This window comes from Pseudomonas fluorescens, assembly GCF_902497745.1.
Classification (GTDB): Bacteria; Pseudomonadota; Gammaproteobacteria; order Pseudomonadales; family Pseudomonadaceae; genus Aquipseudomonas; species Aquipseudomonas fluorescens_BM.
On sequence record NZ_CABVHJ010000004.1, the window covers coordinates 195,168 to 221,684 of the forward strand.

Genomic DNA, 26,517 nt, shown 5'->3' on the forward strand with positions numbered 1-26,517 from the left:
TCGGCTATAAAGTCGCCATTGCTCCGGCATGGCGATTTCATGTCCGGTGCGCGCGTTTTTCTTTTCGGTCGAATTCTCGGCCGTCAAAGCACCTGCCCGGAGATGATTCATGAGCCGTATCGTTACCGTCGCCGCCACTCAGATGGCCTGTTCGTGGGATCTGGAAGCCAACCTAGAAATCGCTGAAAGGCTGGTGCGCGAAGCCGCCGCCAAAGGCGCGCAGATCATTCTGATTCAGGAGCTGTTCGAGGCGCCGTACTTCTGCCAGAAGCCGAACCCGGACTACCTGCAACTGGCGACGACGGTGGATGACAACGTCGCGATCAAGCACTTCCAGAAAATCGCCAAAGAACTGCAAGTGGTGCTGCCGATCAGCTTCTACGAACTGGCCGGCCGCGCGCGTTTCAACAGCATCGCGATCATCGACGCCGACGGCAGCAATCTCGGGATTTATCGTAAAAGTCACATCCCGGACGGCCCGGGCTACCACGAGAAGTATTACTTCAACCCGGGCGACACCGGGTTCAAAGTGTGGAATACGCGTTACGCGAAGATCGGCGTGGGCATCTGCTGGGATCAGTGGTTCCCGGAAGCCGCACGCAGCATGGCGCTGCAAGGCGCAGAAATACTCTTCTACCCAACTGCAATCGGTAGCGAGCCGCACGACAAGACCATCTCGTCGCGCGATCACTGGCAGCGTGTGCAGCAGGGGCACGCCGGCGCCAACCTGATGCCGCTGATTGCCAGCAACCGCATCGGCAACGAAGAACAGGACGGCTACGACATCACGTTCTACGGCTCTTCGTTCATCGCCAACCAGTTCGGCGAAAAAGTGCAGGAGCTGAATAAAACCGAAGAAGGTATTCTTGTGCACACTTTCAACCTCGACGAGCTCGAACACATTCGCAGCGCGTGGGGTTCATTCCGTGACCGCCGTCCGAACCTGTACGGCGCGTTGAAAACCCTCGACGGTTCCCTGGAGTCCTGATCCCGATGACCACCTTGAAAAGTACCCCGCGCGCCGACGGCTTTCACATGCCGGCCGAGTGGGCGCCGCAAACGCAGACCTGGATGATCTGGCCCGAGCGCCCGGACAACTGGCGTCTGGGCGGCAAACCGGCGCAAGCCGCACACGCTGCGGTGGCCAAGGCCATTGCGCGCTTTGAACCGGTGACCGTTGCCGTTTCCGCCGGCCAATACGAAAACGCCCGCGCGCGTCTCGACGTGCCGAATATCCGCGTGGTCGAGATGTCCAGCGATGACGCCTGGGTACGCGACAGCGGCCCGACCTTCGTCATCAACAACAGCGGCGAAGTGCGCGGTGTGAACTGGGACTTCAACGCCTGGGGCGGCTTCGACGGCGGCCTGTATTCGCCGTGGAACCGCGACTCGCAGGTCGGCGGCAAGATCCTCGAGATCGAGCGCAGCCCGCGTTATCGCACTGAAGGTTTCGTGCTTGAAGGCGGTTCGATTCATGTCGACGGCGAAGGCACGCTGATCACCACCGAAGAATGCCTGCTCAACCGCAATCGCAACCCGCATCTGGGCCGCGAAGAAATCGAAGCGGTGCTCAGCGCCAATCTGTCTGTGGATAAAATCATCTGGCTGCCGGACGGTTTGTTCAACGACGAAACCGACGGCCATGTGGATAACTTCTGCTGCTACGTGCGTCCGGGCGAAGTATTGCTGGCGTGGACTGATGATCCGCAGGACCCGAACTACCCGCGCTGCCAGGCGGCAATGAAAGTCCTGCAAAGCAGCACTGATGCCAAGGGTCGCCCGTTCACGGTGCACAAAATGCCGATTCCGGGGCCGCTTTATGCGACCGAAGAAGAGTGCGCCGGTGTCGATCCGGTGGACGGCACCCAAGAGCGCAATCCGTCTGTGCGCCTGGCCGGTTCCTACGTGAACTTCCTGATCGTCAACGGCGGCATCATCGCGCCGAGCTTTGACGACCCGATGGACGCGCCTGCGCTGGAAATTCTGCAGAAGCTGTTCCCGCAGCACGAAGTGGTGATGGTGCCGGGCCGCGAACTGTTACTGGGTGGCGGCAATATCCACTGCCTTACCCAACAGCAACCCGCGCCGCACAAAGAGTGAGTTGAGTCGTAACAGCTTGAGTTGATTACTAAATCAGCCGAGCAATGAATAGCTCGCTATGCATGCGAAGAAGCCCGCAGCCCGGTTGGACTGCGGGCTTCTTTGTATCCGCTTGTCGACAAATGGGAAACCTTGGCATAGCTCTTGTATTCATCACCGTGCACTAGGGAGGGGGGAGAACTTCAACAGTTCTGTCATAAACCTTGGATAACGTAGCCGCTCACGAACGGGGAGAGAGCGCTGAAATGAACGCCGAAGTGAACGTAGTCAGCGAGCGGACGTTGCATCCCATGGCCGTTAACGGCGAATCGCTCCAGATTGTCGCGCACTGGTTGAAATCCAATGGAACGCGTCAGATCAGGCAACCTGATCCGCGCCGGATGATGATCGAGCGTTACCCCGCTGGCCTGCTCAGCGAGGCCGAACTGGATGCATTGTGGGCTGTAATGGAAGGATAAGAAGAACAACAGGGATTGGTAAAAGCGCTGCCGGGATGGCGGCGCTTTTTTATGCACGATTATTTTGTACGCACCCATTCAATGTGGGAGCGAGCCTGCTCGCGAATGCGGTGGATCAGGTTACGACGATGTCGACTGACCTGACGCTTTCGCGAGCAGGCTCGCTCCCACAGGGATGTGTGTGAAGTCAGAAACTGTAGGTGCCGGTCATTACGACGCTACGTGGCGCACCCGGTTGAATCTGATACTGGCTGGTCGCCGACGCGTAATACTCGCGATCGGTGATGTTGTTCAGCGCCGCGCGCAAATCCCAATCCTTCAAGCGGTAACCGACCAGCGCATCCCAGCGGCCATAACCTGGCAACACAGTGGTGTTGGCGTTGTCGGCATAACGTTGGCCAACCAGGGTCAGACCGGTTTCGCCATACCAGCCCATCTCCGGTTTCCAGGTCAGGAACAGGCTGCCGTTGCGTTTGGCGACGTTGTTGATGCGCTTGCCTTCCAGGCCGTTGTTGTCCTTCTCGATCTTCGCGTCCTGCATGCCAACGCCACCGCGCACGTACCAGTTGCCGACGATGTTGCCGGTGGCCGTCAACTCGATCCCGCGCGAGCGCTGCAGGCCGGACATTACGGTCAGGGTCGGGTCGTTTGGATCGGTGGTACGGCGGTTATAGAGTTCCAGGTCATAGATCGCCAGCGTGGTGCTCAAACGGTCATCGAACCAGTCACTCTTCACGCCGATCTCTTTTTGCTTGGTCAGCTCGGGGCTGAGGTCGTTGGTGTTGCCGGCCGCGCCCGGCGTGATACCGATCAAACCGCCGCCGACTGGCGAAAACGTCTTCGACCACGAGGCGTAGAACGAGTGATTCTGCAACGGCGTCCAGACCAGACCCACGCGTGGGCTGGTGCTGTGGCTGTCGCGATCTTCAGAAATGTTGCGCAGCTTGTTGGTCGACTCGATATCGAAGGTGTCGTAGCGCAGGCCGCCGAGCACTTGCCATTGCTCGTTCAGGCGCAGTTGATCCTGCACGTAAACCGCACGGCTCTCTACTTCGGTGTGGCTGCTGCTCGAGACCTGCATGCTGCCGGTGTGGCGCAGATCGCGATTCGGCTTGAAGAGGTCGAGCGACGGTACCGGTTGCGCGCCCGGCGTTCTGCCGGTGGCGGCGTTGTACAGCGTCGGATCGCGGCGTTGGCTGCCGATCTCGACGCCCGTGAGCAGGTGATGTTCAAGGCCGAAGGTATCGAATCCGCCCTCGAGTTCAACGTTGTTGTAGACGTTGCGGGTGGTCAGATCCTGCTGCCAGTGCTGGCGCGTGACCTTGTTGGTCGCCGGGGTGTAACCGGTCAGGTAGGTGTTGTCGAAATCACTGTCGAGCTTGAACACGCCGAGGGTCTGGCGCAGTTGCCAGTTGTCGTTGATTTCGTAAGTGAGTTTCGAGCGCAGCGATTGAGACTTGTCATCGATGAAGTCGTGATCGTTGCCATAGGTGGTGTCGCGCCCGACATCCGCCGGGCGCCCGTTGACGGCGGGGATGCCACGATCCGGGGTGCGGTTGTAGCGGCTGTATTCGTACTGCACCAGCCAGTTCAGATCCGGCGTCAGTTGCCAGCTCATCGACGGCGCGAACAGTTGGCGGTTGCCGCTGACGCCGTCGCGGAAGCTGTTTTCATCCATGTTGCCCATGTTCAGGCGCAGGCTGATGTTTTCGCTCGGATCAGTGCTGAGGTCGGCGTAGAGGCTGCGCAAATCTTCGCTGCCAGCCTGGGCCTCGATGGTCGAGCGACGGCCGAATTCCGGCATCTTGCTCACGCGGTTGACGATCCCGCCCTGACTGCCACGGCCATACAGCACGGCGGCCGGGCCTTTGAGCACTTCGACGCGTTCGATGTTGTGCAGGTCGCGCTTGTATTGGCTGTCGTCGCGGATACCGTCCAGATAGAAGTCGTTGCTGGCATCGAAGCCGCGGATGCGCAGGCTGTCGAAGCGTGTATCGGCGCTGCTGCTGACGTTGGGCATGCCGCTCAAGGCGTCGGCGATGTCATTGGTGCCGTAGTTGGCGACGTTGGCGGTCTTGATCGAATCAATCGCCTGCGGCACATAGCGCACGGGCGTCGAGGTGCGGGTTGCGGTGTTGCTGAGCCTCACGCGTGGGTCATCGGCTTGCGCTTCGGCGCTGATCGCGGTGGCGGGTAACTCGGTCGCGGAATAGACAAAACCGCTGGACAGAAAAGCAGAAAACCCAAGAGTGACGGGCGTAAGACGGAACGGGGCAGGCATCTGAAAAGCGCATCCGAAAGGGTGGAAGAATTCGAGCGCGCGAATGGTAATGCTTTGCATTTACTTCCGTTAATTATTCCCTATAAGTTCCCCTGCGTTATTGTTTCAATTTGTGTCCATGTCGGCACAATCTGACCGGTCCGCCAATTCGTCCGATTCATGAAACAGACTGAAAGCCATTCCAGCGTTTTTCCGCATGAGTGCGGGGACTAATCTGCCGCCATCGATTTCCCTTACTTTTGCCGGAGTTTTCCCCATGATTCTTCATTACATCTACGACCCGTTGTGTGGCTGGTGTTATGGCGCCAAGCCGCTGGTTGAAGCGGCGCAGGCTGTGTTGCCAGTGGTCGCCCATGCCGGGGGCATGATGAGTGGTGCCAATCGCCAACGGGTTTCTCCACAACTGCGCAATTACGTCATGCCCCACGACAGGCGCATTGCCGAATACACCGGCCAGCCTTTTGGCGAGGCGTATTTCGACTGTTTACTGCGCGATCACTCAGCGGTGTTCGATTCGACGCCACCGATTGCTGCGGTCATGGCGGCTGAAGCCATCGACGTCGGCGGTTTGCGCCTGCTGGGGCGGTTGCAGACGGCGCACTATGTGGAAGGGCGACGCATTGCCGATTCAGCCGTGCTGTTGGAGTTGGCGATGCAGATGGGCTATGCGCAGGAAGATTTCCACATTGCGCTGGAGTCCGTTGACAGCGAGAGCCATATAAAAGCCAGTCGCCGGTTTCTGGCGCAATTGGGCGGTCAGGGTTTTCCGACCATGGCTCTAGAGCAGGACGGCACATTCCAGTTGGTCGACATCAGTCCCTGGCTGGGCAAGCCGCAGGCTTTTGCCGATTGGTTGAGACAAGCCATCGTCCTCGATGAGCCAGGTAAAGCCTCTGCACTTTGTGCTATCGACGGCTGTGCGTGATACGCACTGGATTCACTGGCTGCAAGCATTTCCCAGCAAGGAGTCAGCGCAAAATTTACGTTTCTTAGACGATTTTTACCTATTTAAAGACGATTCTTGAAATTGACACATTGTTCAGGGCGCGGCTACGATTCGGCCCAACGCCTGTGGCCAACCGCCATGAATCAAAATAAGGAGCAGGCCCGCCATCACATTATCGTGGGCGGGCCTTTTTGTTTCGGGGTGAATAAAAGAGTGCAAAAGCGCCGTTTCCGCCGTTCGACACAGCGCGTTTCAACCCGTAATAAGGAAAACAAAATGTTGAACAAGCGAATCAGTCTGATCGCACTGGGGATGTTGAGCGCCACTCAGGCCATGGCTAACGACCAGGCCGAGTCCAAGGGTTTTGTAGAAGACAGCAGCCTCAAAGTGCTGCTGCGCAATGCCTACATCAATCGGGATTACAAAGACGGCAACAAAGACAAGGCCGAGTGGGGCCAAGCGGCCATCGGTACGTTTTCGTCCGGCTTCACCCAAGGCACCGTGGGTGTCGGTGTCGACGCTTTCGGTCTGTACGCACTGCGTCTGGACGGCGGCAAGGGCCGCAGCGGCGCCGGTGGTATCGATTTCTTCAAGCAAGAAAATGACGGTCGCGCGAACCATGACATAGCGAAGGGCGGTGCAGCGGTGAAGTTCCGCTTCTCCAACACCGTGTTGACCTACGGCGACCAGATGCCGGCCCTGCCGGTGCTGAGCTACGACAATGTGCGTCTGCTGCCGGAAAGCTACACCGGTACCCTGATCACTTCCAAAGAGATCAAAGGTCTGGAACTGAACGCCGGTCGTTTCACCGCCGAATCGCGCAAGAGCGACGAAGGCCGTGACAGCGGTGGTCTGAAGTCGATCAACGTGTTGGGCGGTAGCTACCAGTTCACCGAGAACTTCAAAGGCGCGTTGTACGCTTCCGACGTCGAAGACGTATTGAAGAAACAATACGTGAACGCCAACTACGTGTTGCCGTTCAACAAGGATCAGTCGCTGACCCTGGACTTCAACGGTTACCGCACCAAGCTCGACAGCTCGTACGTTCGCGAAAACACCATTCCCGGTGAAAGCATCGTGACCGGCCGCGACAACAAGATCTGGAGCTTGGCCGCGACATTCGCCACTGGCCCGCACTCGTTCACCGTGGCGCACCAGCGTTCCACCGGCGACAGCAACCTGGGCTACGCCTATGGCGGTTACCAGAAAGATCAACACCGTGTCGGCGATGGCGGTAACTCCATCTACCTGGCCAACTCCTACTGGTCCGACTTCAACGCTGAAGACGAACGTAGCTGGCAATTGGGCTACGGCCTCGACTTCGGCGCATTCGGCGTGCCGGGTCTGAGCTACAACTTTGCCTACGTGCGTGGCGACAACATCACCACGTCTACCAGCGAAGGCGGCACCGAGCGCGAGATCTTCAATCAGTTCAAATACGTCGTGCAGTCTGGCCCGGCCAAAGACCTGAGCGTGAAGCTGCGCAGCTCGATCCTGCGTGTTTCGCAGAAATCCAGCGAGTACAACGTCAGCGGTAACGAACTGCGTGTATTCGTGGATTATCCGATCAACATCTTCTGATGCCTGATCAAGTGTAAGAAACATGAGAAAAACCCCGACTGGTTCGGGGTTTTTTTTCGACGGTTTTTCGATGGAAACCGGAAAAAACCGGTGTTTTTGTCATGTAAAAGTTGTTTTCAGGTGACTGCAAACGCCGTTTCAAACAGGGCTTTAAATGCCTGAAATTCTTTCTCATGGACGCAAATTCTCCACCTAATAGATTAGGCCGCTCAACGCAGCGGAGAATTTGGTAATGATCGTTTTGAACAGAGAAGTGGGCGAATCGCTACGGCGCGACAAATATGTCAACGTCCAGGGTGGTGACTTCAATCTCTACGGTCATTTTGCCGACTTCGTCAGACTGACCAAAAGTTGGGAAAACATGGAGCCTGACAGTTACTACGGTCAGGCCGAAGCCGGCATGCGTTACCGTCGTTACAGCGACTTTGAGTACAACCCGAAGACGCGCGAGTTGAAGCAACTCGAACATCGCGCCTATGTGCAATCCAAGGAAAACAACGCCTATGTCGGCGGCCTGGTGCGGCACTTTCAGGACTTTTCCGATGAAGTGATTACTTCGCCGGTGATGCGCAGCCTGATCGACACCGATTTTGAAGTGTACAAAAGCGTACTGCCGGAAGAGCTGCACGATGAAATCTGGCAGTGCCAGATCCATCAGATCCGCATCGAGATCAAACCCGGCAAGCAGTTGGAAATCACTCCGGAAGGGATCCACTGCGATGGCTATCCATTCAGTGGTGTGCACTTCTGGGGCCGCAACAATGTCGAGGGCGCGGAGAGTCGTCTGTACGACATCCACGAGCACCAATTGGCGTCGACCACCTACCAGGAAATTCTCGACACCACTTACTTTCTCGACCGCGACATGCGCCACTACGTGACGCCAGCGCGCAACAATCACACCCATGCCATGGCGTATCGGCAGATTCTGGCGATTTCCTTCTCGCGGCCCGGGACCGCTTTCGACATTGTTCGCTAATCAGATCACCCCAATCGACGGCGTCGAGTGCTCGACGCCGGTGGTGCTGCGACGCGCCACGGCCAAGGATGCGCAGCGCATGGAGCGCTTCTTCCGCCAGTTCGACGAAGTGTCCTTCTGCGAATGGCAGGACGCCAAGTGCCTGCGCGGCGTGCTGATCCAGAAAACCACCACGGCGTATCTCGCCTTCGATGTGGACGGCGAAATCGTCGGCGCAGTGCTGGGCGGCATGCTCGGCAGTCGCGGCACCATCAATCATCTGGCAGTCAGCCCGCGCTATCGCAGTCAGGGTGTCGGTCAACGGCTGGTTGAAGCGGCCTCATCCGATATGAAACGGGTCGGAGTGTTGCGGATGTTTCTGTTCGTCGACGATGCTAACCTCGCGGGCAAGCGTTTTTGGACCGCCCAGGGTTTTTGCGAGCCTCATGGCGAACGGACATTTGAGAGGGATCTATGAATGAAACGTCCGGCAGTGCGCCGTTGATGGCTGCCCATCAGCCATCGCGCACGTTTGCCGAAGCCAGCCCGGTGGTCGCCGGGTATTTCACGGTGTCATTCGTGTTCGGGCTGATGGCCGTCAACGCCGGGTTGCCGATGTGGCTGCCGGTGGCGATGTGCTTGTTTGTGTATGCCGGCGCATCGCAATTCGCCGCGTTGGCGCTGATCTCCAGCGGCGCTTCGCTGACCACCATTGTGCTGACCACGTTCCTGATCAACGCGCGACACATGTTGATGTCGGTTTATATGGCCAAGGCCCTGCGCGCACTCGGTTTGAGCCGCATGGAGCGCTGGGCTTATGCCGGTGGTCTGACCGATGAATCCTTCGCGTTCCACAGCGTCAAACTCGGCACTGGCGCGCCAGTCAATGTGCGCTATTTGATCGGCTTCAACCTGTTCTGCCACACCTCGTGGGTGCTTGGCGGTTTGCTCGGCGCGGTCTGCGCGCAGTACGCGGCGCACCTGATCAAATATCAGCTCGACTACGCACTGACGGCGATGATGCTCTACGTGCTGGTGTCGCTGTGCAATACGCGCAACAAACTCATCGCCGCCGGGGCTGCGGTGCTGTGCATGGGCGCGCTGAGCCTCGTCGGTAGCTCGCCGTTCAATGTGTTTATCGCCACGTTTGTGGGCTGCGGAGTGGGTGTATGCCTGACCAAACGTTCCTGATTCTGGTGGTTGCGCTGATGATGGCCGTGACCTTTCTGCCACGCGCCTTGCCACTGCAAGTCAACACCGAGCACTGGCCGCCGTTTATTGCGCGAGCGCTGGAATACCTGCCGGTGGCGATCGTCGCTGCGATCAGCCTGACACCCCTGTTGATCAAGGATCAGCACATACAGCTCGATCGCCCGGAATTCTATGCCGCAATTCCGACGTTGTTATGTGCGTATTTCAGCAAAAACCTCTTTCTCAGTGTGGCGGTTGGGACGGCTGCGTACATTGCGCTCGGCTCGTTCATGTAACGGCAGATCGACAACGTCGCTCAGCGCCTGGCTCGACAACTCCGGATTGTTCACCGCCAGGCGTACTTCGAGGAAATCCTCGAACCCGGGGAAAATCGTCAGACCGTTCTTCTGCGCGGCCTCACGGGAGACCATGCCGACCGCATCCATCTGCGTGATCAGCGACAGCGTCAACGTTTCACTGCACGAATAGACCATGCGCTGGCCGTTCTCGTGATTGCCCAGCCCAGCGTCGAGAAAGCGCAAAAAGCTGTGGGAATACGGACAATCTTCCGCAGGACGTACCTGAAACTTATTGCCCAGCAACGTCAGCGGATCGTTCTCCTGGCCGCAATGTGCACCGACCACCTGCACCTGCACATCGGGCAGGACGATGCTCGGCAAACCCGGCCGCTGCGGACCGATCAGCACCGCAAGATCAAAGTCCTCATTTTTCAGCTTGCTGAGGTTTTCCATCGACTCGGCGTAGCTGAATTCCATCTGATAATCGGGAAACACCTCGATCAGGCGTCCGATCATTCGCCGGTTGAAGTCCGGCGACAAGGTGTTGTTCAACGCAACCTTCAACGTGCGCTGGCCCGGCACTTTCAGCGCCTCGACTTTTTCTTCCATCTGTCGCGTGGCAATCAGCACTTTGTCCATATAGGGCGTCAGCTCAGTGCCTTGCGGCGTCAGCGTGAGCCCTTTGTTGGAACGTCGAAACAAGCGGAAACCGAACTGCTCTTCGACCTTGTTCAACTGCGCGGCCAACGCCTGCACAGTCAGGCACGAATGCTCGGCTGCGGCCGACAATGAGCCGGTCTGCACGATGCGCATGAGGTTGCGTAAGGTTCTGCTATCCATGGGTAATGCCCTCTGAAGTGGGCTGGGTATTGTTGTTTACGAGACTGCCGGTCAGGCGCCATATGCTGGCTATATTCCTGTACCTGAGCATAGTTGTCGCGGGTTTAGTAGCGAATTGATGTCCTCGCCGATGGCTGGAGGCTGACACAGGATCGGGGTTTTTGGTGACGTGGGGGTGATGGGGGTCAAAAAAAGTGCCCGGATTGAAGGGTCCGGGCACTTTTTTTCGTTTGGAATCTAATAGCTGTGGCGATTTTTCCCACATTCGTTCGGCAGCAATCCTTCCCGATACCAGAAGCGTCCGATTGCAAACGAGGATGTAGCTGATTTACCCCGCCGCCAAAACCCAGCGAAATATGGACTTGTTACTTCGAGGATTTTGTTAAGGCCGAATCTATTGGAATTAAGGATATTTCCGCCTAGCGAAGGCGCGACCGGGTGGGGTACCAATGAATTTGCCAGGAAAGCGCGCTACTCCCAATCAAACCAACTGGAAATCCCTTGGTTTACCGGACATACGCGATATAGAAGTGAGGTTATTGAATTCGAATGCTCGAGAAATTCCTGGTGCTACAAGTTTGGAATTGGCTTGGGAGCAGGTTGCGTTGGGGTTTGGGTTGTCGGAAGGCAAGAGTTATTCCGTTATACAAACGCCTTACGTCGCAGTCACTGTCAGACGCGAATATCTATTACATATCGTGGAAAAAAGGCCCAATGCGCGAGAGCGATTCACCGAGTTTGCATTGGATACCGTTCAGAATCCGTTGGAAATCTGGCAAATTTCCTACGATGACGGTTCGATACGACTGGCATTTATCGGTGCGTACAACACGAAATATCAGATGCTTGTGGTGATCCACGCTGACTATGGACACTCTCTCTGGAATTTCATGAACTGCGACAAGAAAGCCTTGAATAAGCATCGCCACGGGATGCTGGTGTATCAGCGTTTCCAAAGCGCCAAACAAAAAAAGCAGCCTGAAGAGGCTGCTTTTTCTGAGGTGGGCGCTTGATATTGTGCTCCCTCAAGCAGGGGAGAAGAGGTCTCACCCGAGCGCTGATATTCAGGTCATCAACGGGGTTCCTAACGCCGACTATTACCACCTGAAGGCAGTCGGTTTCGCGCTCTTGGGGCCGATTCTCTGTCAGGCGTATTGGCAAGTCAAACGGAAAATAGATAATAGGTATCCGCATATGAAGAACTTTATTGGCTTGGTTCATATGTGTACTAATCTTGATGTGTCACATAACGAGTTGGTAACGATCTGATGCCTACTTCACCTCCAGCCCTCACCCCACGCGAACAACTCGACGCCCCCGAAGCCGGCCGCGTCGCGCTGAAGTTCTTCTTCAACCTCATGGAGCGTTGGGGCTGCAGCGCTGAGCAGCAACGCACATTGCTGGGCGGTGTCGGTAACACCACGTTCTACAAATACAAACACCTGCCGAACATACGTCTGCCTAACGACACCCTTGAGCGGATCTCCTATCTGATGGGTATTCACAAGGCGCTGAGCATCATCTTCAGCAATAGCCGTGAACGCGCCTACACGTGGGTCAGCAGCCCGAACACGGCGGCGCCGTTCAATGGGCAAACGGCGCTGGATTACATGCTGGCTGGGCGCGTGATCGATATCGCCGACGTTCGCCGCTACCTCGACGGGGTGCGCGGTTGAAAGTGCCTGATTTGGTGGATGTGCAATGGCCGCGAGCCTACCGGATCGTCAACAGCAGCTTCCCGCCGATTGCGCTGTTCGAAGATGTGCTCGATCCCGAAGACCTGGAAGTTGCCTACGCGCTGGAAGCGCTGACCAACGATCGCCTGATCGAACAGGCCGGGGTTCTCGCCCGTGTGAGAACCGAAGACCGACTCTCCGGCCCCGGCTCGACTCCGGTGATGGCTGCGTTTACCCACATCGGCAAACGCAGTCGATTCTGCGACGGTACCTTCGGCGTTTACTACGCTGCGAGCAGCCAGGCAGCAGCCATCGCCGAGACCTGTTATCACCAGGAGCGATTTCTTGCGGCAACCCAGGAAGCGGATCTTGAGTTGACCATGCGGACTTACGTCAATCGGGTGGTTAAAGCGTTACACGACATTCGTCACGATCACCCCGAGCTACACAATCCGGATCCGGAGGCTTATGGGCCGTCTCAGCTATTCGCCCGTCAACTGCGCGAAATCGAGTCGTGGGGTCTGCTCTACAACAGCGTTCGCCTGCCGGGCCATGAATGTGTCGCCGCGTTTCGACCTCCAGCTGTATCGATTCCGAAACAGGGCAAGCATTTGCGGTATGTGTGGAGTGCGAGTCAGCAGAAGATTTCGTTTGTGCTTGAGATCAGTCAGGTCTGAAACGCAAAAGCTCTCGCATCGGCGAGGGCCTGACACCGGCGTTTACATCAACGGCTTGTCCGGCGGCGCATCCATCACTTTCACTACATCATCGATCAGCGCTTTGCTCAATTCCTGCAAATACTGCGAGGCATAAGCGTGAAGATCAGGGTCGCGCGAGACTGAAGTGTCCGTAGTGAGTAATCCTCTCAGGCCCGGTCGCTGAATTGGCAGTGACGAACTGGACGGTTGCTTGAGGGAGAGCCGATGCACAATCGTGGCTAGTAGTGGCTTTGCTTGGCTTCTCGTTACAACAAATTTCTCAGGATTTCGTGCCATGCGTTTTGTCGGTCATGGCTTGTCCTTAGCCTTTTCCAAGCAATAAAACGAGGAGATCAGCGATGGTCGATGAACTGGAGCAATTCCAGCAGGACTTACTGGAGTCTGTACATCAGATGAAGGCCGGTGAGGCCGCGCGCGTAACCCACGTACCGTTTTCTGCGGCGGAAGAACCGAGCGTCGAAGCGCCAAGCGATATTGGATTGGGAAGCCTGATTTCCATTGAGTCCGCCAGTTAAGGACACTGAGAAAAGCTGTTTAAGCTATTACACATTTTTATGGGCACGTCATAATTATTGCCAGTTCATAATTTGGCATAAAGACGGAAATTTGAGCTTAGGGAGTGGTGCTTTCTGAGGGAAGGACGTCAGGCGAGTAGATCGACATGCGAGGAAAGGAGGCGCTATTTCTACCGAAGCAGAAACGCTGCCAAAAATATAAACACCCCAGAAACAACAAAGCCCCTGCATTTCTGCAGGGGCTTCGTTTGTATGGTGCCGGCACCAGGAATCGAACCCGGGACCTACTGATTACAAGTCAGTTGCTCTACCATCTGAGCTATACCGGCGTTGTGGGCGACGATTATAGCGATTGGGTGGTTTCTGTAAACCCCTGAATTCAGACTATTTTTGCGGGAGGCCGGATCATGCCCGGCGCAGCACGTTATGCAGTTTCTGCAGAGCACGCCAGGCGCGATTGTTCTGCATGGCGTGGAGTTGCGCTTCGGCGCGTTCGGCGCGTTGTGTGGCGGCGCTGATTTGGGCCAGGGCGTCGGCTTCGCTGGGGCTGACGGGGTGGGCGAAAGGGTGGCCCAGGCACAGCTGGAAGTTGTCGAGCTGGCAGGGCGGCATGTCGAAGGCCGGTTTGAGGTTCAGGTGTTCGTCGGCGAGAAAATAGCTATTGAGGCCGTCGAAGCAGACGTTCTGGTAGCCGGCGTCGGTGACCAGGTGTTCCCAGGTGTGGTCACGTTCGAACGGGGTTTCGATAAGGATAAGCCACGGGCGGAAGCGACTGAAGTCCATGCCGCGCAACACGGTTTCTTCGTGGCCTTCGACGTCTATTTTGAGGAAATGGATGGGGCGGTCGGCGGCGTGTTCTTCGCAGATCGAGGTCAACGTGCGGGCCTTTACGGTCAGGCTCTGCACCTCCAGGCCACGCTCCTTGCGCTCTTGAGCGATCACCGGGTCGGCGGTGGACAGGCCGGTTCCGGGAATACCATAGAAGGTGATTTCCCCGGGCGCATCGCTGGCGATGCATTGCAGAATGGTATCGCGTGGGCGTTGCTGGACCAGGGCGTCGTGGAAGCTTTGCATCGGCTCGATGTTGATGCCGCTCCAGCCGCGATCATAAAAGGCCTTCGTCACTGAATCATGGATTGGATCGTTGGCGCCGACGTCGATGTAGAAGCCGTTTTCAAAGAATTTGAGTGCGCGCCACAGGCGGATGTCTTCGAAATTCTGTGCATATGAAATGAACGTCACGGTCGCTCCCTGTCAGTGGTTTGTTCTTATTGGTTGCAGTGCTGCCTGCCCGGTGTGAGCTTGTATAGCAAGGGCGGAGGGTGGGCGCAATTTACTCCTGAAACAGTCCGTCATTCGGCGGTTATGTCATTTCGATCTGAAGCTTATGCACAACGGGAAGCTGCATCGGGGCGCCTGCGGGGGATTTTGTGGACGCATTCTCAATTTGTTCGCAAATCCCTGTTTTACAGGTTTTTTATTTATATGAACAAAAAATGACCAGTGCTGTTAAGGGCTCGTAACAGGCGTGGATATTGGATCCATGGGAAATCCATCAACAGAGTTATCCACAGGTTGGAGCGTTTAAGCGCGTTCGGCCAATAGCAGCAAATTACGGGGTGTGAGTGGGGCTGCGCAAAAAGTGCCGAGACGTACAGCGTAGCCTTGTTCTTCCAGAAAAACGGCTCGGTCCAGATTCAGCCAAAGCTCCAGTGGCCGTCGGAACAATCCTCGGAGCAATTCCAGGTTGCGAACTTCGGCCAACCGCTGCCAACCGGCCGCTTCCAATGCTGACCAATCTGGCGAGCCGATTGTGGATAACTCTTTGAGTGCGGCCAGATCGCGACAGTAATCGGCGAACGGTTTATCCAGCCAGGCACTGGGCAGAGATGGCGTCGGCAGGTATTCGTCGACGCCGCGCACTTGGCGTTGCAGCAGGTCGAAAGCCAGGCGGCGGGCCATGGAAATGTCGCGCTGACGTCGGACGCGTGCACCGGCGGTGACGGTTTCGCTCATCGGTAGCGCCAGATCTTCCAGCGAGAGCTGTAGGAGTGATCGCGAGCCGGCACGGGACAATGCCTGATATTCGCTGCGGCGGATGCGGTTGTAGCAACAAGGTGCGATCGCCATTTGTTGGCATCCGGCAGCGCTGGCCAGTTGCATCAAGCGCACATGAAGATCACCGCAGGCATGGAGAGCGACGGGCGTGTGAGCGGCGTTCAATACGGCTGAGGCGTCCGCCGCCAGTACATCCTGTTCCACGTGCAAAGCGTGCAACTGATGAAGCTGACTCAACGCCTGCCCGCTGGCGACCAATAAAGGATCGTATTCAACGCAAGTCAGTTGCTGCCCCCCGCCCAACAAGCGTCGTCCCAAATGCCCCTTGCCCGAACACCAGTCCAGCCAATGCGTCGGCTGCGAGGCGAAAGACAAACGACTGGCAAACGCCTCGATCTGCTGCCACTTGCGTCCAGGCACGTCGACATTCAATCGATGTCCGGCGGCTTCGAGCGCGTGTTCCGGTAGCTCACCGACCGCGCTCAACTCAGCCGACAACGCCGCCAATGAAGCGAACGGCTCCGGCGCATCGACAAGATCAGCAGGTTGGTTGTGAGCACTTTCCGCGTCTTCCAGCGACCGTCCGCGCAGCCACAAGGCCAGTTCCGGGTAGGACGCTTCCCAATCAAGCGAAAGATGAGTGAACGGTCGAGGTTTCCACAACGCCTGATGCGTTGTGAGAAATGTGTCCAGCGCCGTGAAGCGGGCGAGTAAGTCCTCGCCCGTCAGCACGTGGGAAATGTCAGCGCCCTTGGCAGGCATCGACGCGCAGCCAGCGCTCCAGCAGCTTGAAGCCGCGTACGAGAACGTAAGCCATCAGCAGATAGAACACGCCAGCAGCGAAGAAGATTTCCACCGGCAGATAGGTGCGGGCGATGATCGTGCGTGCCATGCCGGTCAGTTCCAGCAAAGTCACGGTGCTGGCCAGCGCACTGGCCTTGAGCATCAGGATCACTTCGTTGCTGTACGCCGGCAGGCCGATGCGCGCAGCACGCGGGAGGATGATGTAGAACATCGCTTTTGGCTTGGACATGCCCAAGGCTCGCGCCGCTTCGATCTCGCCCGGCGGAATCGCCTGAATCGCCCCGCGCAAGATCTCGGCGATGTACGCCGCCGTGTGCAGGGTCATGGTTACCGTTGCGCACCAGAACGGATCGCGCAGGTACGGCCACAATGCGCTTTCCCGCACCGCATCGAACTGCGCCAGGCCGTAATAGACCAGGAACAGTTGAACCAGCAACGGCGTGCCACGGAAAAAGAAGATGTAAGCGTAGGGCAGCGAGCGCACGTACCACAGCTTCGAAGAGCGGGCGATGCCCAGCGGAATCGCCAGCAGCAGACCGGCGATTACAGCGATGGCCACCAGTTCCAGGGTCAGGGTCGCGCCCTGTGCCAGTTTCGGCAGCCACTTGATGATCACTTCCCAGTTCATTAAGCGCTCCTCGCAAAGCCGCGAGCGGCGCGTTTTTCCAGGAAGTGCATGCCGGTCATCGCCAGCACGGTCAGGCCCAGGTACATGATCGCGGCGACCATATAGAAAGTGAACGGTTGTTTCGACACGGTCACGCCGATTTGCGCGTGACGCATGATTTCTTCCAGGCCGATCACCGAGACCAGTGCGGTGTCTTTCATCAGGATCATGAACAGATTGCCCAGGCCGGGCAGGGCGATGCGCCACATCTGCGGCATGATCAACCGGGTGAAGATCCGCCATTTCGACAGGCCCAGGGCCTGGCCGGCCTCACGGTGGCCTTTGGGAATGGCGAGGATTGCACCACGGAACACTTCCGTGGCGTAGGCGCCGAAGCACAGGCCGAGTGCGATCACGCCGGCGGCGAAGGCGTTGAGTTGCAGGTCGGGGTTGCCGAAGAATTCACCGAGGGCGCGCATCAGGTTGACCGTACCGAAGTAGATCAACAGCACCCAGAGCAATTCCGGGACGCCGCGCACCAGGGTCGAATAGGTGCCGCCAAGCCATTGCAGCGGCTTGTACGGGGAAGTCTTGGCCAAGGCGCCGAGCAGGCCGAGCACCAGTCCCAGGCACAGGGCGGTGAGAGCCAGTTGGACGGTCATCAGCGCGCCGGCAGCGAGGGCCGGGCCGAATCCGTAGAGGTCGATAATCATGGAATTCTGTTCAAATTGCGGCAGGCAAAGTCGGGAGCCGGCGCCGTTGCATCACGGCGCCAGTCCCACAGGTCAGGATCAGTAGATGCTGAACGGGAAGTACTTGTCGTTGATCTTCTTGTAGGTACCGTCTGCGACGATTTCCTTCAGGGCGGCGTTCAACTTCTCACGCAGGGGATCGCCTTTACGCACAGCGATGCCGATCTTGTCGCTTTCTACAACAGGGTCACCTTTGAACTCGTAGTTCTTGCCAGCGTCGCTTTTCAGCCAGTCATAGTTGGCATACTTGTCGGCGAGGATCGCGTCGACACGACCGGAGGTCAGGTCGAGGTAGGCGTTTTCCTGGGTGTCATAGAGTTTGACGCTGAGATCGCTGCCGTAGGTGTCATCCAGCCAGGTCCCGGCCAGGGTCGCACGCTGTGTCCCGATGGTCTTGCCTTTCAGCGAGTCCTTGTCGGTTTTGAAGTCGACGTTTTTCGGTGCGATGAACTGCAGCTTGTTCGAGTAGTACGGGTCGGTGAAGTCGACCGCGCCTTTGCGCTCGTCGGTGATCGACAGCGAGGAGATCAGGAAGTCGAACTTCTTCGCGTTCAGGGCCGGAATGATGCCGTCCCAGTCGGAAGTGACCACGGTGCATTCGACTTTCATCTTCGCGCACAGGGCGTCGCCGATGTCTTTGTCGAAGCCGACCACGTTGCCGCTGGCGTCTTTATTGTTGAACGGCGGGTAAGCCGCTTCGATGCCCATCTTCAGGGTCTCGGCCATGGCACCGGCGCTGAACGCGAGGGTGACGGTGGCGGCCAGGAAGACCTTTTTAAAATTCTGCATGCATGTTGCTCCGTTAGCGGTTGCTGGACATGAATTGTTTGCAGCGCGCCGAAAGCGGGTTTTCGAACACCTGCTGAGGCGATCCTTGCTCTTCTATAAGGCCTTGGTGAAGGAACACCACTTCGCTGGAGACCTGACGGGCGAAACCCATTTCGTGGGTCACGAGCAGCATGGTGCGGCCTTCTTCGGCCAGTGCGCGGATGACACTAAGTACTTCCTGAACCATTTCCGGGTCAAGCGCCGAGGTGGGCTCGTCGAACAGGATCACCTTCGGCTGCATCGCCAGCGTGCGGGCAATCGCCGCGCGTTGTTGCTGACCACCGGACAATTGCGCCGGGTAGGCGTGGCGCTTGTCGGCGATGCCGACCTTGGCCAGCAGCGCTTCGGCGACTTCGATCGCCTCCGCTTTGCTCTGGCCGAGCACGCGACGCGGTGCCTCGATGATGTTGTCGAGGATGCTCATGTGCGGCCACAGATTAAAGTTTTGAAACACAAAACCAATCTCGGAGCGCAGGCGGTTGATCTGCTTGCCATCGGCGGCAACCAGTTCGCCATTTTTGGCGGCCTTGAGCTTGAGTTCTTCACCGGCCACCAGAATCTGGCCTTGGTGCGGGTTTTCCAGCAGGTTGATGCAACGCAGGAACGTGGACTTGCCGGAACCGGAGGAACCGAGGATCGAGATCACATCGCCGTCGCGGGCGGTCAGCGAGATGCCTTTGAGCACCTCAAGCTGTCCGTAGCGTTTGTGCAAGTTGCGGATTTCAAGCGCGGGCGTGGCCTCAGCCATGTGCGTTCCTCATATATGTTGCGCTCCTGCTGTTGGATGGCCTTCCTGGCGAGGCGGCCAAGCTAGCATAGCGTTTCAATGGCAGCCAACAGCGCTACGAGCGGTTAACGGGTGGCATGTGGCAGGTTGTCGCATCGGCACAGCAGACTGTCGCCCCATCAACAACCGAACGGGTGTTTGATCGTGCAAACCCGTGGGTGTCGCGTAAAAAAAGGCGCGATGTTGCCAGCTTTGGCGGGGTGTTGGAAGCGCTATCCGGCCGAACGTTCCTGATTCGCCCTTTTATTGTGCATCCCACACTTTTTCAGTGTGTTTCTGGTGCGCGAATTCGTCCTGAAAGTGAGTCGCAGGGTAACGCTCTGGCGAATCGCCATTAATCTCAAGGACTTGCGATGACTGTCCGGTCGCGCGCAAAGCCCCGAGCCAGAAGACTTTGAAACATTTTGGCGCATTTATTGCGTGCAGAATCCGGAACGCCCTGTTGGTTTCTTTTTACGAGAAAGAACATACCAGGCAGGTCGGACTGAATCGCTTTCCTTGCAAAGGTAGTTTCGATGAGCAGTACCCCAAGCTCCAATGGCCTCGAACAGGGGCTCAAACCGCGTCATGTGACTATGTTGTCGATCGCCGGTGTCATCGGCGCCGGTCTGTTCGTTGGCTCCGGCCACGCCATCGCTGCCGCCGGCCCTGCCGTGCTGCTGGCTTATGCTGCCGCCGGTACCCTGGTGGTGTTGGTGATGCGCATGCTCGGCGAAATGGCTGTTGCCTCGCCGGACACCGGTTCGTTCTCGACGTACGCCGACCGTGCCATCGGGCATTGGGCCGGTTTCACCATTGGCTGGTTGTACTGGTGGTTCTGGGTGTTGGTGATTCCGCTGGAAGCCAACGCCGCTGCGACCATCCTGCACGCATGGTTCCCAGACGTCGGTATCTGGGCCTTCGCGCTGGTTATCACCATGCTCTTGACCATCACCAACCTGTTCAGCGTAAAGAATTACGGCGAGTTCGAATTCTGGTTTGCCCTGATCAAAGTGCTGGCAATCATCGGCTTCATTGCCCTCGGTCTGGCGGCGATCTTCGGCTTCCTGCCGAACAGCCAGGTCAGCGGTGTGTCGCACCTGTTCGACAGCGGCGGCTTCCTGCCAAACGGTATGGGCGCGGTGCTGGGTGCAATCCTGACCACCATGTTCTCCTTCATGGGTACCGAAATCGTGACCATTGCGGCCGCGGAATCGAAAAACCCGGGCAAACAGATCTCCAAGGCCACCAACTCGGTGATCTGGCGGATCGGCTTGTTCTACCTCGTGTCGATCTTCATCGTTGTGGCCCTGGTGCCATGGAACGATCCTACGCTGGCCAACCTCGGTTCCTATCAGACTGTACTTGAGCGCATGGGCATCCCTAACGCGAAAATGATCGTCGACATCGTGGTGCTGGTCGCGGTGACCAGCTGCCTGAACTCGGCGCTGTACACCTCGTCGCGCATGCTCTTCTCCCTCGGCAAGCGTGGCGATGCCCCGGCCATGTCGACCCGTACCAACAAAAGCGGCACGCCTTACTGGGCGGTCATGCTGTCCACCGGCGCAGCGTTCCTGTGCACCTTCGCCAACTACGTGGCCCCGGCGGCGGTGTTTGAATTCCTGCTGGCCAGCTCCGGTGCTATCGCGCTGCTGGTGTACCTGGTAATCGCCTTCTCGCAACTGCGTATGCGTAAACAACGCATGGCGCGCGGCGAGAAAATCGTCTTCAGCATGTGGCTGTTCCCGGGCCTGACCTACGCGGTGATCATCTTCATCGTCGCGGCCCTGACCATCATGCTGTTCCAGGAAGCGCATCGCGTGGAGATCCTTGCGACTGGTCTGCTGAGCCTGATGGTGGTGGCTGCCGGTTTGTTGGTGGCACGCCGTCGCAAGCTGGAAAAACGTGGCGCAGTGGTGTTGAACTGATCCGTAACACGTAATGCAAAACGGCCGCTGTCAGTGATGACTAGCGGCCGTTTTTGTTTGTGCTACCGGTGACGAAATATTCTGCGCTTCAGACCCGAATCAGCTTTGCTCTCGCGAGAGCATGAAGTCTGCGCTGCATTTCTCTCCATCGTCGAACCATTCATCCCAAGCTGTTTGCTTGAGAGATTTAACAGGGTCGCTCTCGAGGTTTGCTGCTGAGTCTTCTGCTTTCGGGATTTGCCCGTCCTCGCGTGAGTCTGCTGTCTTCATCTGACGTCCTTTTCTTGACCATACGTGAGCCTGAAGCGCAAAAAATTACTCGGCCTTGGGCTCGCCGTCTTCAACCGACTTGCCATAAGCATCCAGCGCAACCCCGAAATCGGTGATGAACTGCGGTTCGCTCAGCCAGGCCTGGGCTTCTTCGATCGTTACGCCTTCGGCCCACATGCGATAGTCGATCAGCATGTCGGCGGCCAGGTGAGTGGCGGCCATGCCTTCGTTGTCGGCGTTTTCCATGTCCAGCAGTTCAGGATGATCAACGATGATGAACGCCAGTTCGCGCAGCAGCGTCAGCAGCATCTCGTTGCGACTGACGGCTTCGGCGTCGCGCATTTTGCTGAACATCGCCAGGGTGTATTCCGGGATCGGCTCGGCGAGGTGGTCGAGGTCTTCGTCCTGCTCCAGCGGCTTGCGGCCGACCATACGGATTTGCTTGGCTTTGGCCTTGGCGCGTTTGGCGCGTTTCTGTTGCTTGTTCAGGGATGCCATGGGAACTCAGTTCTTCTGTTGGGTTTGCGCGGCGATTGCGTCGGACGCCGCCACATAGTCGGCCTGGAAGGCCGGCGATTCGATCCACGCCAGGGCGCCGGCCTCGTCGGTTTCCTGCGACCACTGGCGATACTCGATCAGCGCGGCGAGGATGAAATCCATCGCGCCTTCTTCGCCTTCCTGCTCGTAAACCAGCTCCAGCAACGGGTCCTCAAGGAACGCGGTGCACAGCGCTTGCTGGCTGATCTTCTCGGCGTCGATCATTTTCTTGAACAGCTCGGTCAGGTCCACCGATTCGAAGTCGATGCGGTCGTCGTTCGGGTCCAGCTCGACCGGCGCTTCGGCGCGTTTGGTGCGGTTCTGCTTGGCCTTGGCTTTGGCCCGGGTGGCGCGTTTTTGCTGCTTGTTGGCGGAGGCCATGATGTGTTCCGTCGTGCGTTAAGAGGGGCTCAACTGCGCGGGACTTGCCGCCCGGGTGTATCGGGGGCCAGTGCGCCGGTTTGCAGCCAGGTCAGAGCGATGGGCCATAGTGTGGCTTGGTATGCGCTGCGAAAAAAGGCGAAATGTCCGACTTGTTGTTCGTCGATGTCCTGCGGTTCGATGCGCAGGTGGGTTTTTGCCGCGTTGCTGAAGTAGCCGAGCAGGCGTTCGATGGCTGAAACCGTGCCGTAGGGATCGTCGCTGATGCTGATCGCCAGAGTTTGTGCGCGGACATTGGCGAAGGGCAGGGCGCTGGCCTTTTTCATCAGCGCGCGACCACTGGGGCGCCGTTCGTAACGCGCGGCAGGCCTGCTCCAGTCGCGTACAACGCCCGCTGGCGTGTCCTCCAGCCAGCCGAGTCGTTTGCCGGGGAAGAAGCCGCAGAACAGCGTCAGCAACGGCATCACGACATGCCATTTGCCGAACATGCGCCAGCGATGCTCGGGGGCGTAATCGCGCCAGTAGGCGAACTGCGCGCCGACGGTGACCAACCGTCGGATAACCCGCCCGGATTCGCCCAGACCTGCCGCGCAACCGCCAAAGCTGTGTCCGACCACATCAATCGGCTGACCGGGAAACTCTCGTTGCGCGCGTTTGAGCATCGCTTCGAAATCCAGTGCGCCCCAATCTGTCCACGAGGCGTTCAAGCCTTTGATCGACGCGGATCGTGATTCGCCGATGCCGCGGTAGTCGTAGGTCATCACGTCGAAGCCGTTTGCGAACAGATAAGCCGCGAAACGCGAGTAGTGGCGGCAACGTACCGACGTGGCGGCGCTGATGATCACTACCGGGCGTTGGCTATCAGGCAAGAACTGACGCCAAGTGAAACCGCCAAGTGCAAAACCGTCGGCGGCAGCTTCTTTGAAAGGCTCACCTTGCTCAGCAGTCAAGGTTGGCGACCCTGACTGCATGTCTTGCCTTGCGGGCGTGTCCTGACAGCTCATGACGCTCGACCTTGAAGAGTAAGCAGACAACGATAGTCTCAGCGCCGCCCAGCAACAATCCGCAAGTTTTACTCGGTGGATTGAGTGAGCCTCCGCTCTTCGATCAACGCCTGCTCGCGATTGAGTTCCGCGCGTAACTCGTCTTCACTCGGTAGGATCGTCTTGTAACTGCTGGCAAACAGTTGCTCATTGCCCTTGAGCATTGAGTAGCGCGCCACCGAGTCGTTGCTCTCGGCAGACAGAATAATCCCGACTGTCGGCTTGTCGCCCTCGCTGCACATGAGTTCGTCGTACATGCGCACATACATGTCCATCTGTCCGACATCGCGGGCGCTGAGCTTGCCGCGTTTGAGATCAATGATCACAAAGCATTTGAGCAGGTAGTTGTAGAACACCAGATCGATGTACAGATCGACGCCGTCGGTACTGATACGTTGTTGGCGGGCGACAAAGGAAAAGCCTTTGCCCAGCTCAAGCAGAAAGCCCTGCAGATGGTCGATCAGAGCTTGTTCGAGACCGTCTTCCCTGTCCTTGCCCGCACGCAGGGCTCCCTCTTGTTCAAACTCGACAATATGCCTGCCGATCTGCCAGCAGGTCTGCACTTGAATCGTGTCCACCGCACGCAGCACTTTTTGCCGCGCCTGGCGAATCAGTTCGCCCAACTCCCCCAGTAACGATTCGATTTTCGGGTCTTGCGTGTCAGCAGGTTTTAGCGGGCTCATCGGCTCTTCCACATCGTTGGATACGGGCGTCAAAGCATGCCAAGAGTCGCTGCGTGGATATGTCGGGCGAGCCGGTGATATGGGAAGGAAGAAGGGTTTGATGTTGCAGGACGTTGCCATTGAAAGCTGCGTCAGAGAGCAATGGTCTGTAGTCCATTTCGTACACGCGCCAAGTTCCAAACAATCTGAAACCCACTCCGATACGCAAAATCTAAAAGGAGTAACGGTTGGGTTCTGCAAGAACCCGGGAGTCGTGATCATGAAACGCGTTCTTTCATTCATGCTGCCCATCGCCGCAGTCGCTGCACTGTTGTTTCCGGTGATGTTGCAGGCCTCCAGTCTTGAGCCCATCGACAGCGCGGGGGTGCAAGTTCAGCAGCAACAACAGAACGGCGTCACTTATCTGGCCGGCGGGATCGGTGAGGATGAGGCGAAGGCCATTCAACAATCCAGCGGTTACAACCTGCACATGACATTCGCCGTGGGCGCGCAAGACGAGTACACCGCTGATGTCGATTTAATGATTCAGAAGTCGCCAGGGCAAACCGTGCTGATGCTTAACCAGACAGGCCCGTTGGTATACGTGCAACTACCACCCGGCAAGTACACGGTGGTGGCCACGCGAAAAGGCGAAACGCGGCACGATGTGACCGACGTTGGCAGCGGCACGGCGCGCAATCTGGTGTTCCACTGGAATGACGCGGGTTAGCGATGGATGTGATTGCAAAGCCGAGGCGCGGGTACAATCCCGCGCCTCATCTTTGTGACGTAGGGAAGCGCTGATTTGAAAGGGATTTTGCGTGCTGTTTGTGTCATCGGCCTGGTATTGCAGTTGACCGGCTGCGGAACGTTTGTCGGGCGTTTGAATGATGGTTTGTCCGATGCCCAGTATTACCGAGGGGTTGATGGCAACCTTCACCTGCTGGGCGTGCGTGGAGGCGGCAGCGATGGCATGCCGGCGGCGATCGTCTGTTACATGATGATTGTCTGTCCGGTCATTACCGTCATATCCCTGCCGGTGGATGCCGCGCTGGATACGGTTCTGTTGCCGATCGATTACATCAATACGCTTTAGGTTTTCTTTGCGCGACGCTTGCTCTTCGGCGTGTGCACGGGCTCTTGAACCTTGCGATAGATCCACACGCCGAACACACCCACCGCCAGCAGAAACACTGTGCCAACGCTCTGCCAGACAAACTCGAACCAGAACTGCCGCGGTTGCAGGGCAAGGGTGTAAGTGCTGCGCGGGCCGCGATTATTGGTGGTGATAGAGCCGGTGATCCAGCTGTCGACCAGCATCCAGATCGACAACCCGATGGCTAAAGTAATCAGCAGCGCGGCCAGGACGGTCAGCCAATACGTCACGCGGCTTGGGCGATAGGGTGGCGGATGGGGCAGGGGGACGCGGGTTTTCCTTTGATTCATGACGCTAAGGACCTGTTTCCGGCATTGATGAACCGCGCTATCTCGTTGGCCAGTTCCACTGCGCGCGGCGGGTTTTCCCTGAGCCACGTTGATACCGCGTGGTCGCAGCCTGGCAGGACGATTTTTTTCAACTCATGAGGTGCCAGGCTCTTTTCAATGGCCTCGATGACTTCAAACGGAATCGCGCTGTTGATCTCGCGAGCGCCGATTTGCTGCGTCCCGGCAGACGTACCAGCGTTCCCGCCAAAAGTGGTTGCCTGAAGACCATCGTATTCGCCGATCACCAGCAAGACTTCCCCGTCAAACGTGCGCAGGAACTCCAGCGATGGCGAGTCAAGAAAACCGTAAGGCACCGAAATGGCGCTTTTGAAGGGTGACCCAAACGGTTGCTGCCAGGCTGCCTCCGCGTACAGGGCCGGACAGAACAGCACGATGCGTCTGACTGAAGCGCGATGCGCTTGCGCTACCTTGAGCGCCAGTGCGCCGCCCAGACTGTGACCGATCACTGTGCTGAGTTCAGCGCCAAGATGATCGGCAAACTGCAAGGCCTCCTGAAGGTTCTGCGCCAGTGAAGTGTCTTCAAGGGCAACATCGGTGCTGGGGCCGTGGCCGGAAAGATTGAAGCTCAGGCTGGCAATTCCCTGCGCCTGCAAGGGATACAGGATGGCGTTGAGTCGCGAATAGTCAGAGCGAGCACCGTGAATGGCCAGCACCTTCGGCGTTGACGCTTCCGCAGCGGAACCGGCCAGTACGCGACCTTCCAGTTGGTAGCCGGCGAAGGTTTGCGCAAAGAAAAATTCAGGACCGGTTGGCGCCTCGTTGAACTGCAATCGAGAGCGAAGTCGAGACGCGCCGGTCAGCGCCAACCGAT

31 protein-coding genes, 1 tRNA gene and 1 pseudogene are annotated in these 26,517 nt (G+C 57.7%); 16 read left to right on the forward strand and 17 right to left on the reverse strand.

Translation table 11 applies throughout. The features are described 5' to 3' along the window. Positions 1-109: 109 nt before the first annotated feature. The 3 genes from aguB (at position 110) to F8N44_RS08050 (ending at position 2,558) form a co-directional block, all read left to right on the forward strand. Positions 110-988, forward strand: a complete 879-nt coding sequence (gene aguB, locus F8N44_RS08040; protein ID WP_150649954.1) for an N-carbamoylputrescine amidase — start codon at positions 110-112, stop codon at positions 986-988. Positions 989-993: 5 nt separating this feature from the next. Next, positions 994-2,100, forward strand: coding sequence for an agmatine deiminase (gene aguA, locus F8N44_RS08045; RefSeq protein WP_150649955.1), 1,107 nt, complete (start codon positions 994-996; stop codon positions 2,098-2,100). Between the two features lie 245 nt (positions 2,101-2,345). Then, positions 2,346-2,558, forward strand: a complete 213-nt coding sequence (locus tag F8N44_RS08050) for a hypothetical protein (protein ID WP_150649956.1) — start codon at positions 2,346-2,348, stop codon at positions 2,556-2,558. A 187-nt stretch (positions 2,559-2,745) separates the two neighbouring features. Here F8N44_RS08050 and F8N44_RS08055 read toward each other — a convergent pair whose 3' ends face one another. Then, positions 2,746-4,839: a TonB-dependent receptor gene (locus F8N44_RS08055; RefSeq protein ID WP_150649957.1), complete on the reverse strand. Its 2,094-nt coding sequence runs from the start codon at positions 4,837-4,839 to the stop codon at positions 2,746-2,748. Positions 4,840-5,095: 256 nt separating this feature from the next. Here F8N44_RS08055 and F8N44_RS08060 point away from each other — a divergent pair, with 256 nt between their 5' ends. The 6 genes from F8N44_RS08060 to F8N44_RS08085 all read left to right on the forward strand — a co-directional run bounded on the left by F8N44_RS08060 (position 5,096) and on the right by F8N44_RS08085 (position 9,811). Beyond that, the gene (locus F8N44_RS08060) at positions 5,096-5,764 is read left to right on the forward strand and encodes a DsbA family protein (RefSeq protein ID WP_150649958.1); all 669 of its coding nucleotides are present in this window, start codon (positions 5,096-5,098) and stop codon (positions 5,762-5,764) included. 297 nt (positions 5,765-6,061) lie between these two features. After that, positions 6,062-7,366, forward strand: coding sequence for an OprD family porin (locus F8N44_RS08065; RefSeq protein WP_150649959.1), 1,305 nt, complete (start codon positions 6,062-6,064; stop codon positions 7,364-7,366). Between the two features lie 232 nt (positions 7,367-7,598). After that, entirely contained in the window at positions 7,599-8,345 is a 747-nt protein-coding gene (locus F8N44_RS08070; RefSeq protein WP_116029292.1) for a 2OG-Fe dioxygenase family protein, read from the forward strand. A 79-nt stretch (positions 8,346-8,424) separates the two neighbouring features. Continuing rightward, the gene (locus F8N44_RS08075) at positions 8,425-8,802 is read left to right on the forward strand and encodes a GNAT family N-acetyltransferase (RefSeq protein WP_042608609.1); all 378 of its coding nucleotides are present in this window, start codon (positions 8,425-8,427) and stop codon (positions 8,800-8,802) included. After that, positions 8,799-9,515 carry an AzlC family ABC transporter permease gene (locus F8N44_RS08080; protein WP_016986310.1) on the forward strand — a complete coding sequence of 239 codons (717 nt, stop codon included), beginning with the start codon at positions 8,799-8,801 and terminating at the stop codon, positions 9,513-9,515. The genes F8N44_RS08075 and F8N44_RS08080 overlap by 4 nt, the downstream gene beginning before the upstream one ends. Then, a complete protein-coding gene (locus F8N44_RS08085) occupies positions 9,494-9,811 on the forward strand; it encodes an AzlD domain-containing protein (RefSeq protein WP_007909127.1) in 318 nt (105 codons plus the stop codon). Before F8N44_RS08080 ends, F8N44_RS08085 begins: the two co-directional genes overlap by 22 nt. Here F8N44_RS08085 and F8N44_RS08090 read toward each other — a convergent pair. Next, positions 9,728-10,654: a LysR family transcriptional regulator gene (locus tag F8N44_RS08090; protein ID WP_008080520.1), complete on the reverse strand. Its 927-nt coding sequence runs from the start codon at positions 10,652-10,654 to the stop codon at positions 9,728-9,730. The two genes, F8N44_RS08085 and F8N44_RS08090, sit on opposite strands and share 84 nt — an antisense overlap. A gap of 449 nt (positions 10,655-11,103) precedes the next feature. On the opposite strand from F8N44_RS08090, the gene F8N44_RS08095 reads away from it, so the two are divergent. The 3 genes from F8N44_RS08095 to F8N44_RS08105 all read left to right on the forward strand — a co-directional run bounded on the left by F8N44_RS08095 (position 11,104) and on the right by F8N44_RS08105 (position 13,007). Next, on the forward strand, positions 11,104-11,667 hold the full coding sequence (locus tag F8N44_RS08095) for a PBECR2 nuclease fold domain-containing protein (RefSeq protein WP_158013171.1): 564 nt from the start codon (positions 11,104-11,106) through the stop codon (positions 11,665-11,667). A gap of 255 nt (positions 11,668-11,922) precedes the next feature. Next, on the forward strand, positions 11,923-12,330 hold the full coding sequence (locus F8N44_RS08100; RefSeq protein ID WP_150649960.1) for an MbcA/ParS/Xre antitoxin family protein: 408 nt from the start codon (positions 11,923-11,925) through the stop codon (positions 12,328-12,330). Between the two features lie 11 nt (positions 12,331-12,341). Further along, positions 12,342-13,007 (forward strand): RES family NAD+ phosphorylase, encoded by a 666-nt coding sequence (locus F8N44_RS08105; protein WP_150650066.1) that lies wholly within the window; start codon positions 12,342-12,344, stop codon positions 13,005-13,007. 42 nt (positions 13,008-13,049) lie between these two features. Here F8N44_RS08105 and F8N44_RS31655 read toward each other — a convergent pair whose 3' ends face one another. Further along, positions 13,050-13,325 (reverse strand): DUF3077 domain-containing protein, encoded by a 276-nt coding sequence (locus F8N44_RS31655; protein ID WP_224794750.1) that lies wholly within the window; start codon positions 13,323-13,325, stop codon positions 13,050-13,052. 62 nt (positions 13,326-13,387) lie between these two features. On the opposite strand from F8N44_RS31655, the pseudogene F8N44_RS08115 reads away from it, so the two are divergent. Further along, positions 13,388-13,498 (forward strand): annotated as a pseudogene (locus F8N44_RS08115) (transcriptional regulator); the annotation flags it as partial. 319 nt (positions 13,499-13,817) lie between these two features. Here F8N44_RS08115 and F8N44_RS08120 read toward each other — a convergent pair. The 7 genes from F8N44_RS08120 to F8N44_RS08150 form a co-directional block, all read right to left on the reverse strand. After that, positions 13,818-13,893 (reverse strand) — tRNA-Thr (locus tag F8N44_RS08120). A 76-nt stretch (positions 13,894-13,969) separates the two neighbouring features. Continuing rightward, positions 13,970-14,806, reverse strand: a complete 837-nt coding sequence (locus F8N44_RS08125; RefSeq protein ID WP_127925472.1) for an FkbM family methyltransferase — start codon at positions 14,804-14,806, stop codon at positions 13,970-13,972. Between the two features lie 342 nt (positions 14,807-15,148). Then, positions 15,149-16,384: a methyltransferase gene (locus F8N44_RS08130; protein ID WP_150649961.1), complete on the reverse strand. Its 1,236-nt coding sequence runs from the start codon at positions 16,382-16,384 to the stop codon at positions 15,149-15,151. Next, complete coding sequence (locus tag F8N44_RS08135; protein ID WP_007909164.1) at positions 16,365-17,054, reverse strand: ABC transporter permease; 690 nt, start codon at positions 17,052-17,054, stop codon at positions 16,365-16,367. The genes F8N44_RS08130 and F8N44_RS08135 overlap by 20 nt, the downstream gene beginning before the upstream one ends. Further along, positions 17,054-17,746, reverse strand: coding sequence for an ABC transporter permease (locus F8N44_RS08140; protein WP_007909165.1), 693 nt, complete (start codon positions 17,744-17,746; stop codon positions 17,054-17,056). Before F8N44_RS08140 ends, F8N44_RS08135 begins: the two co-directional genes overlap by 1 nt. 78 nt (positions 17,747-17,824) lie before the next feature. Further along, entirely contained in the window at positions 17,825-18,574 is a 750-nt protein-coding gene (locus F8N44_RS08145; RefSeq protein WP_150649962.1) for an ABC transporter substrate-binding protein, read from the reverse strand. A gap of 13 nt (positions 18,575-18,587) precedes the next feature. Beyond that, positions 18,588-19,361, reverse strand: coding sequence for an ABC transporter ATP-binding protein (locus F8N44_RS08150; RefSeq protein WP_007909167.1), 774 nt, complete (start codon positions 19,359-19,361; stop codon positions 18,588-18,590). A gap of 554 nt (positions 19,362-19,915) precedes the next feature. On the opposite strand from F8N44_RS08150, the gene gabP reads away from it, so the two are divergent. Next, complete coding sequence (gene gabP, locus F8N44_RS08155) at positions 19,916-21,307, forward strand: GABA permease (protein WP_150649963.1); 1,392 nt, start codon at positions 19,916-19,918, stop codon at positions 21,305-21,307. Positions 21,308-21,406: 99 nt separating this feature from the next. Here the strand turns inward: gabP and F8N44_RS31295 are convergent, their stop codons facing one another. From F8N44_RS31295 to F8N44_RS08175, 5 genes are all read right to left on the reverse strand, one after another. Continuing rightward, complete coding sequence (locus tag F8N44_RS31295; RefSeq protein WP_191630875.1) at positions 21,407-21,577, reverse strand: hypothetical protein; 171 nt, start codon at positions 21,575-21,577, stop codon at positions 21,407-21,409. A 45-nt stretch (positions 21,578-21,622) separates the two neighbouring features. Continuing rightward, positions 21,623-22,075, reverse strand: coding sequence for a hypothetical protein (locus F8N44_RS08160; protein WP_150649964.1), 453 nt, complete (start codon positions 22,073-22,075; stop codon positions 21,623-21,625). A gap of 6 nt (positions 22,076-22,081) precedes the next feature. Further along, a complete protein-coding gene (locus tag F8N44_RS08165) occupies positions 22,082-22,495 on the reverse strand; it encodes a hypothetical protein (protein WP_008080543.1) in 414 nt (137 codons plus the stop codon). Positions 22,496-22,524: 29 nt separating this feature from the next. Then, on the reverse strand, positions 22,525-23,499 hold the full coding sequence (locus tag F8N44_RS08170) for an alpha/beta fold hydrolase (protein ID WP_150649965.1): 975 nt from the start codon (positions 23,497-23,499) through the stop codon (positions 22,525-22,527). 68 nt (positions 23,500-23,567) lie between these two features. After that, on the reverse strand, positions 23,568-24,221 hold the full coding sequence (locus F8N44_RS08175; RefSeq protein ID WP_150649966.1) for a PDDEXK nuclease domain-containing protein: 654 nt from the start codon (positions 24,219-24,221) through the stop codon (positions 23,568-23,570). 259 nt (positions 24,222-24,480) lie between these two features. Here F8N44_RS08175 and F8N44_RS08180 point away from each other — a divergent pair, with 259 nt between their 5' ends. Further along, positions 24,481-24,930, forward strand: coding sequence for a carboxypeptidase regulatory-like domain-containing protein (locus tag F8N44_RS08180; protein WP_150649967.1), 450 nt, complete (start codon positions 24,481-24,483; stop codon positions 24,928-24,930). A 75-nt stretch (positions 24,931-25,005) separates the two neighbouring features. Beyond that, positions 25,006-25,296, forward strand: coding sequence for a YceK/YidQ family lipoprotein (locus tag F8N44_RS08185; RefSeq protein ID WP_150649968.1), 291 nt, complete (start codon positions 25,006-25,008; stop codon positions 25,294-25,296). Here the strand turns inward: F8N44_RS08185 and F8N44_RS08190 are convergent. Together F8N44_RS08190 and F8N44_RS08195 are read right to left on the reverse strand one after the other, a co-directional pair. Next, positions 25,293-25,646, reverse strand: coding sequence for a hypothetical protein (locus F8N44_RS08190; RefSeq protein WP_150649969.1), 354 nt, complete (start codon positions 25,644-25,646; stop codon positions 25,293-25,295). The genes F8N44_RS08185 and F8N44_RS08190 overlap by 4 nt on opposite strands. Continuing rightward, complete coding sequence (locus F8N44_RS08195) at positions 25,643-26,512, reverse strand: alpha/beta hydrolase (protein WP_224794752.1); 870 nt, start codon at positions 26,510-26,512, stop codon at positions 25,643-25,645. Before F8N44_RS08195 ends, F8N44_RS08190 begins: the two co-directional genes overlap by 4 nt. Between the last annotated feature and the right edge of the window lie 5 nt (positions 26,513-26,517).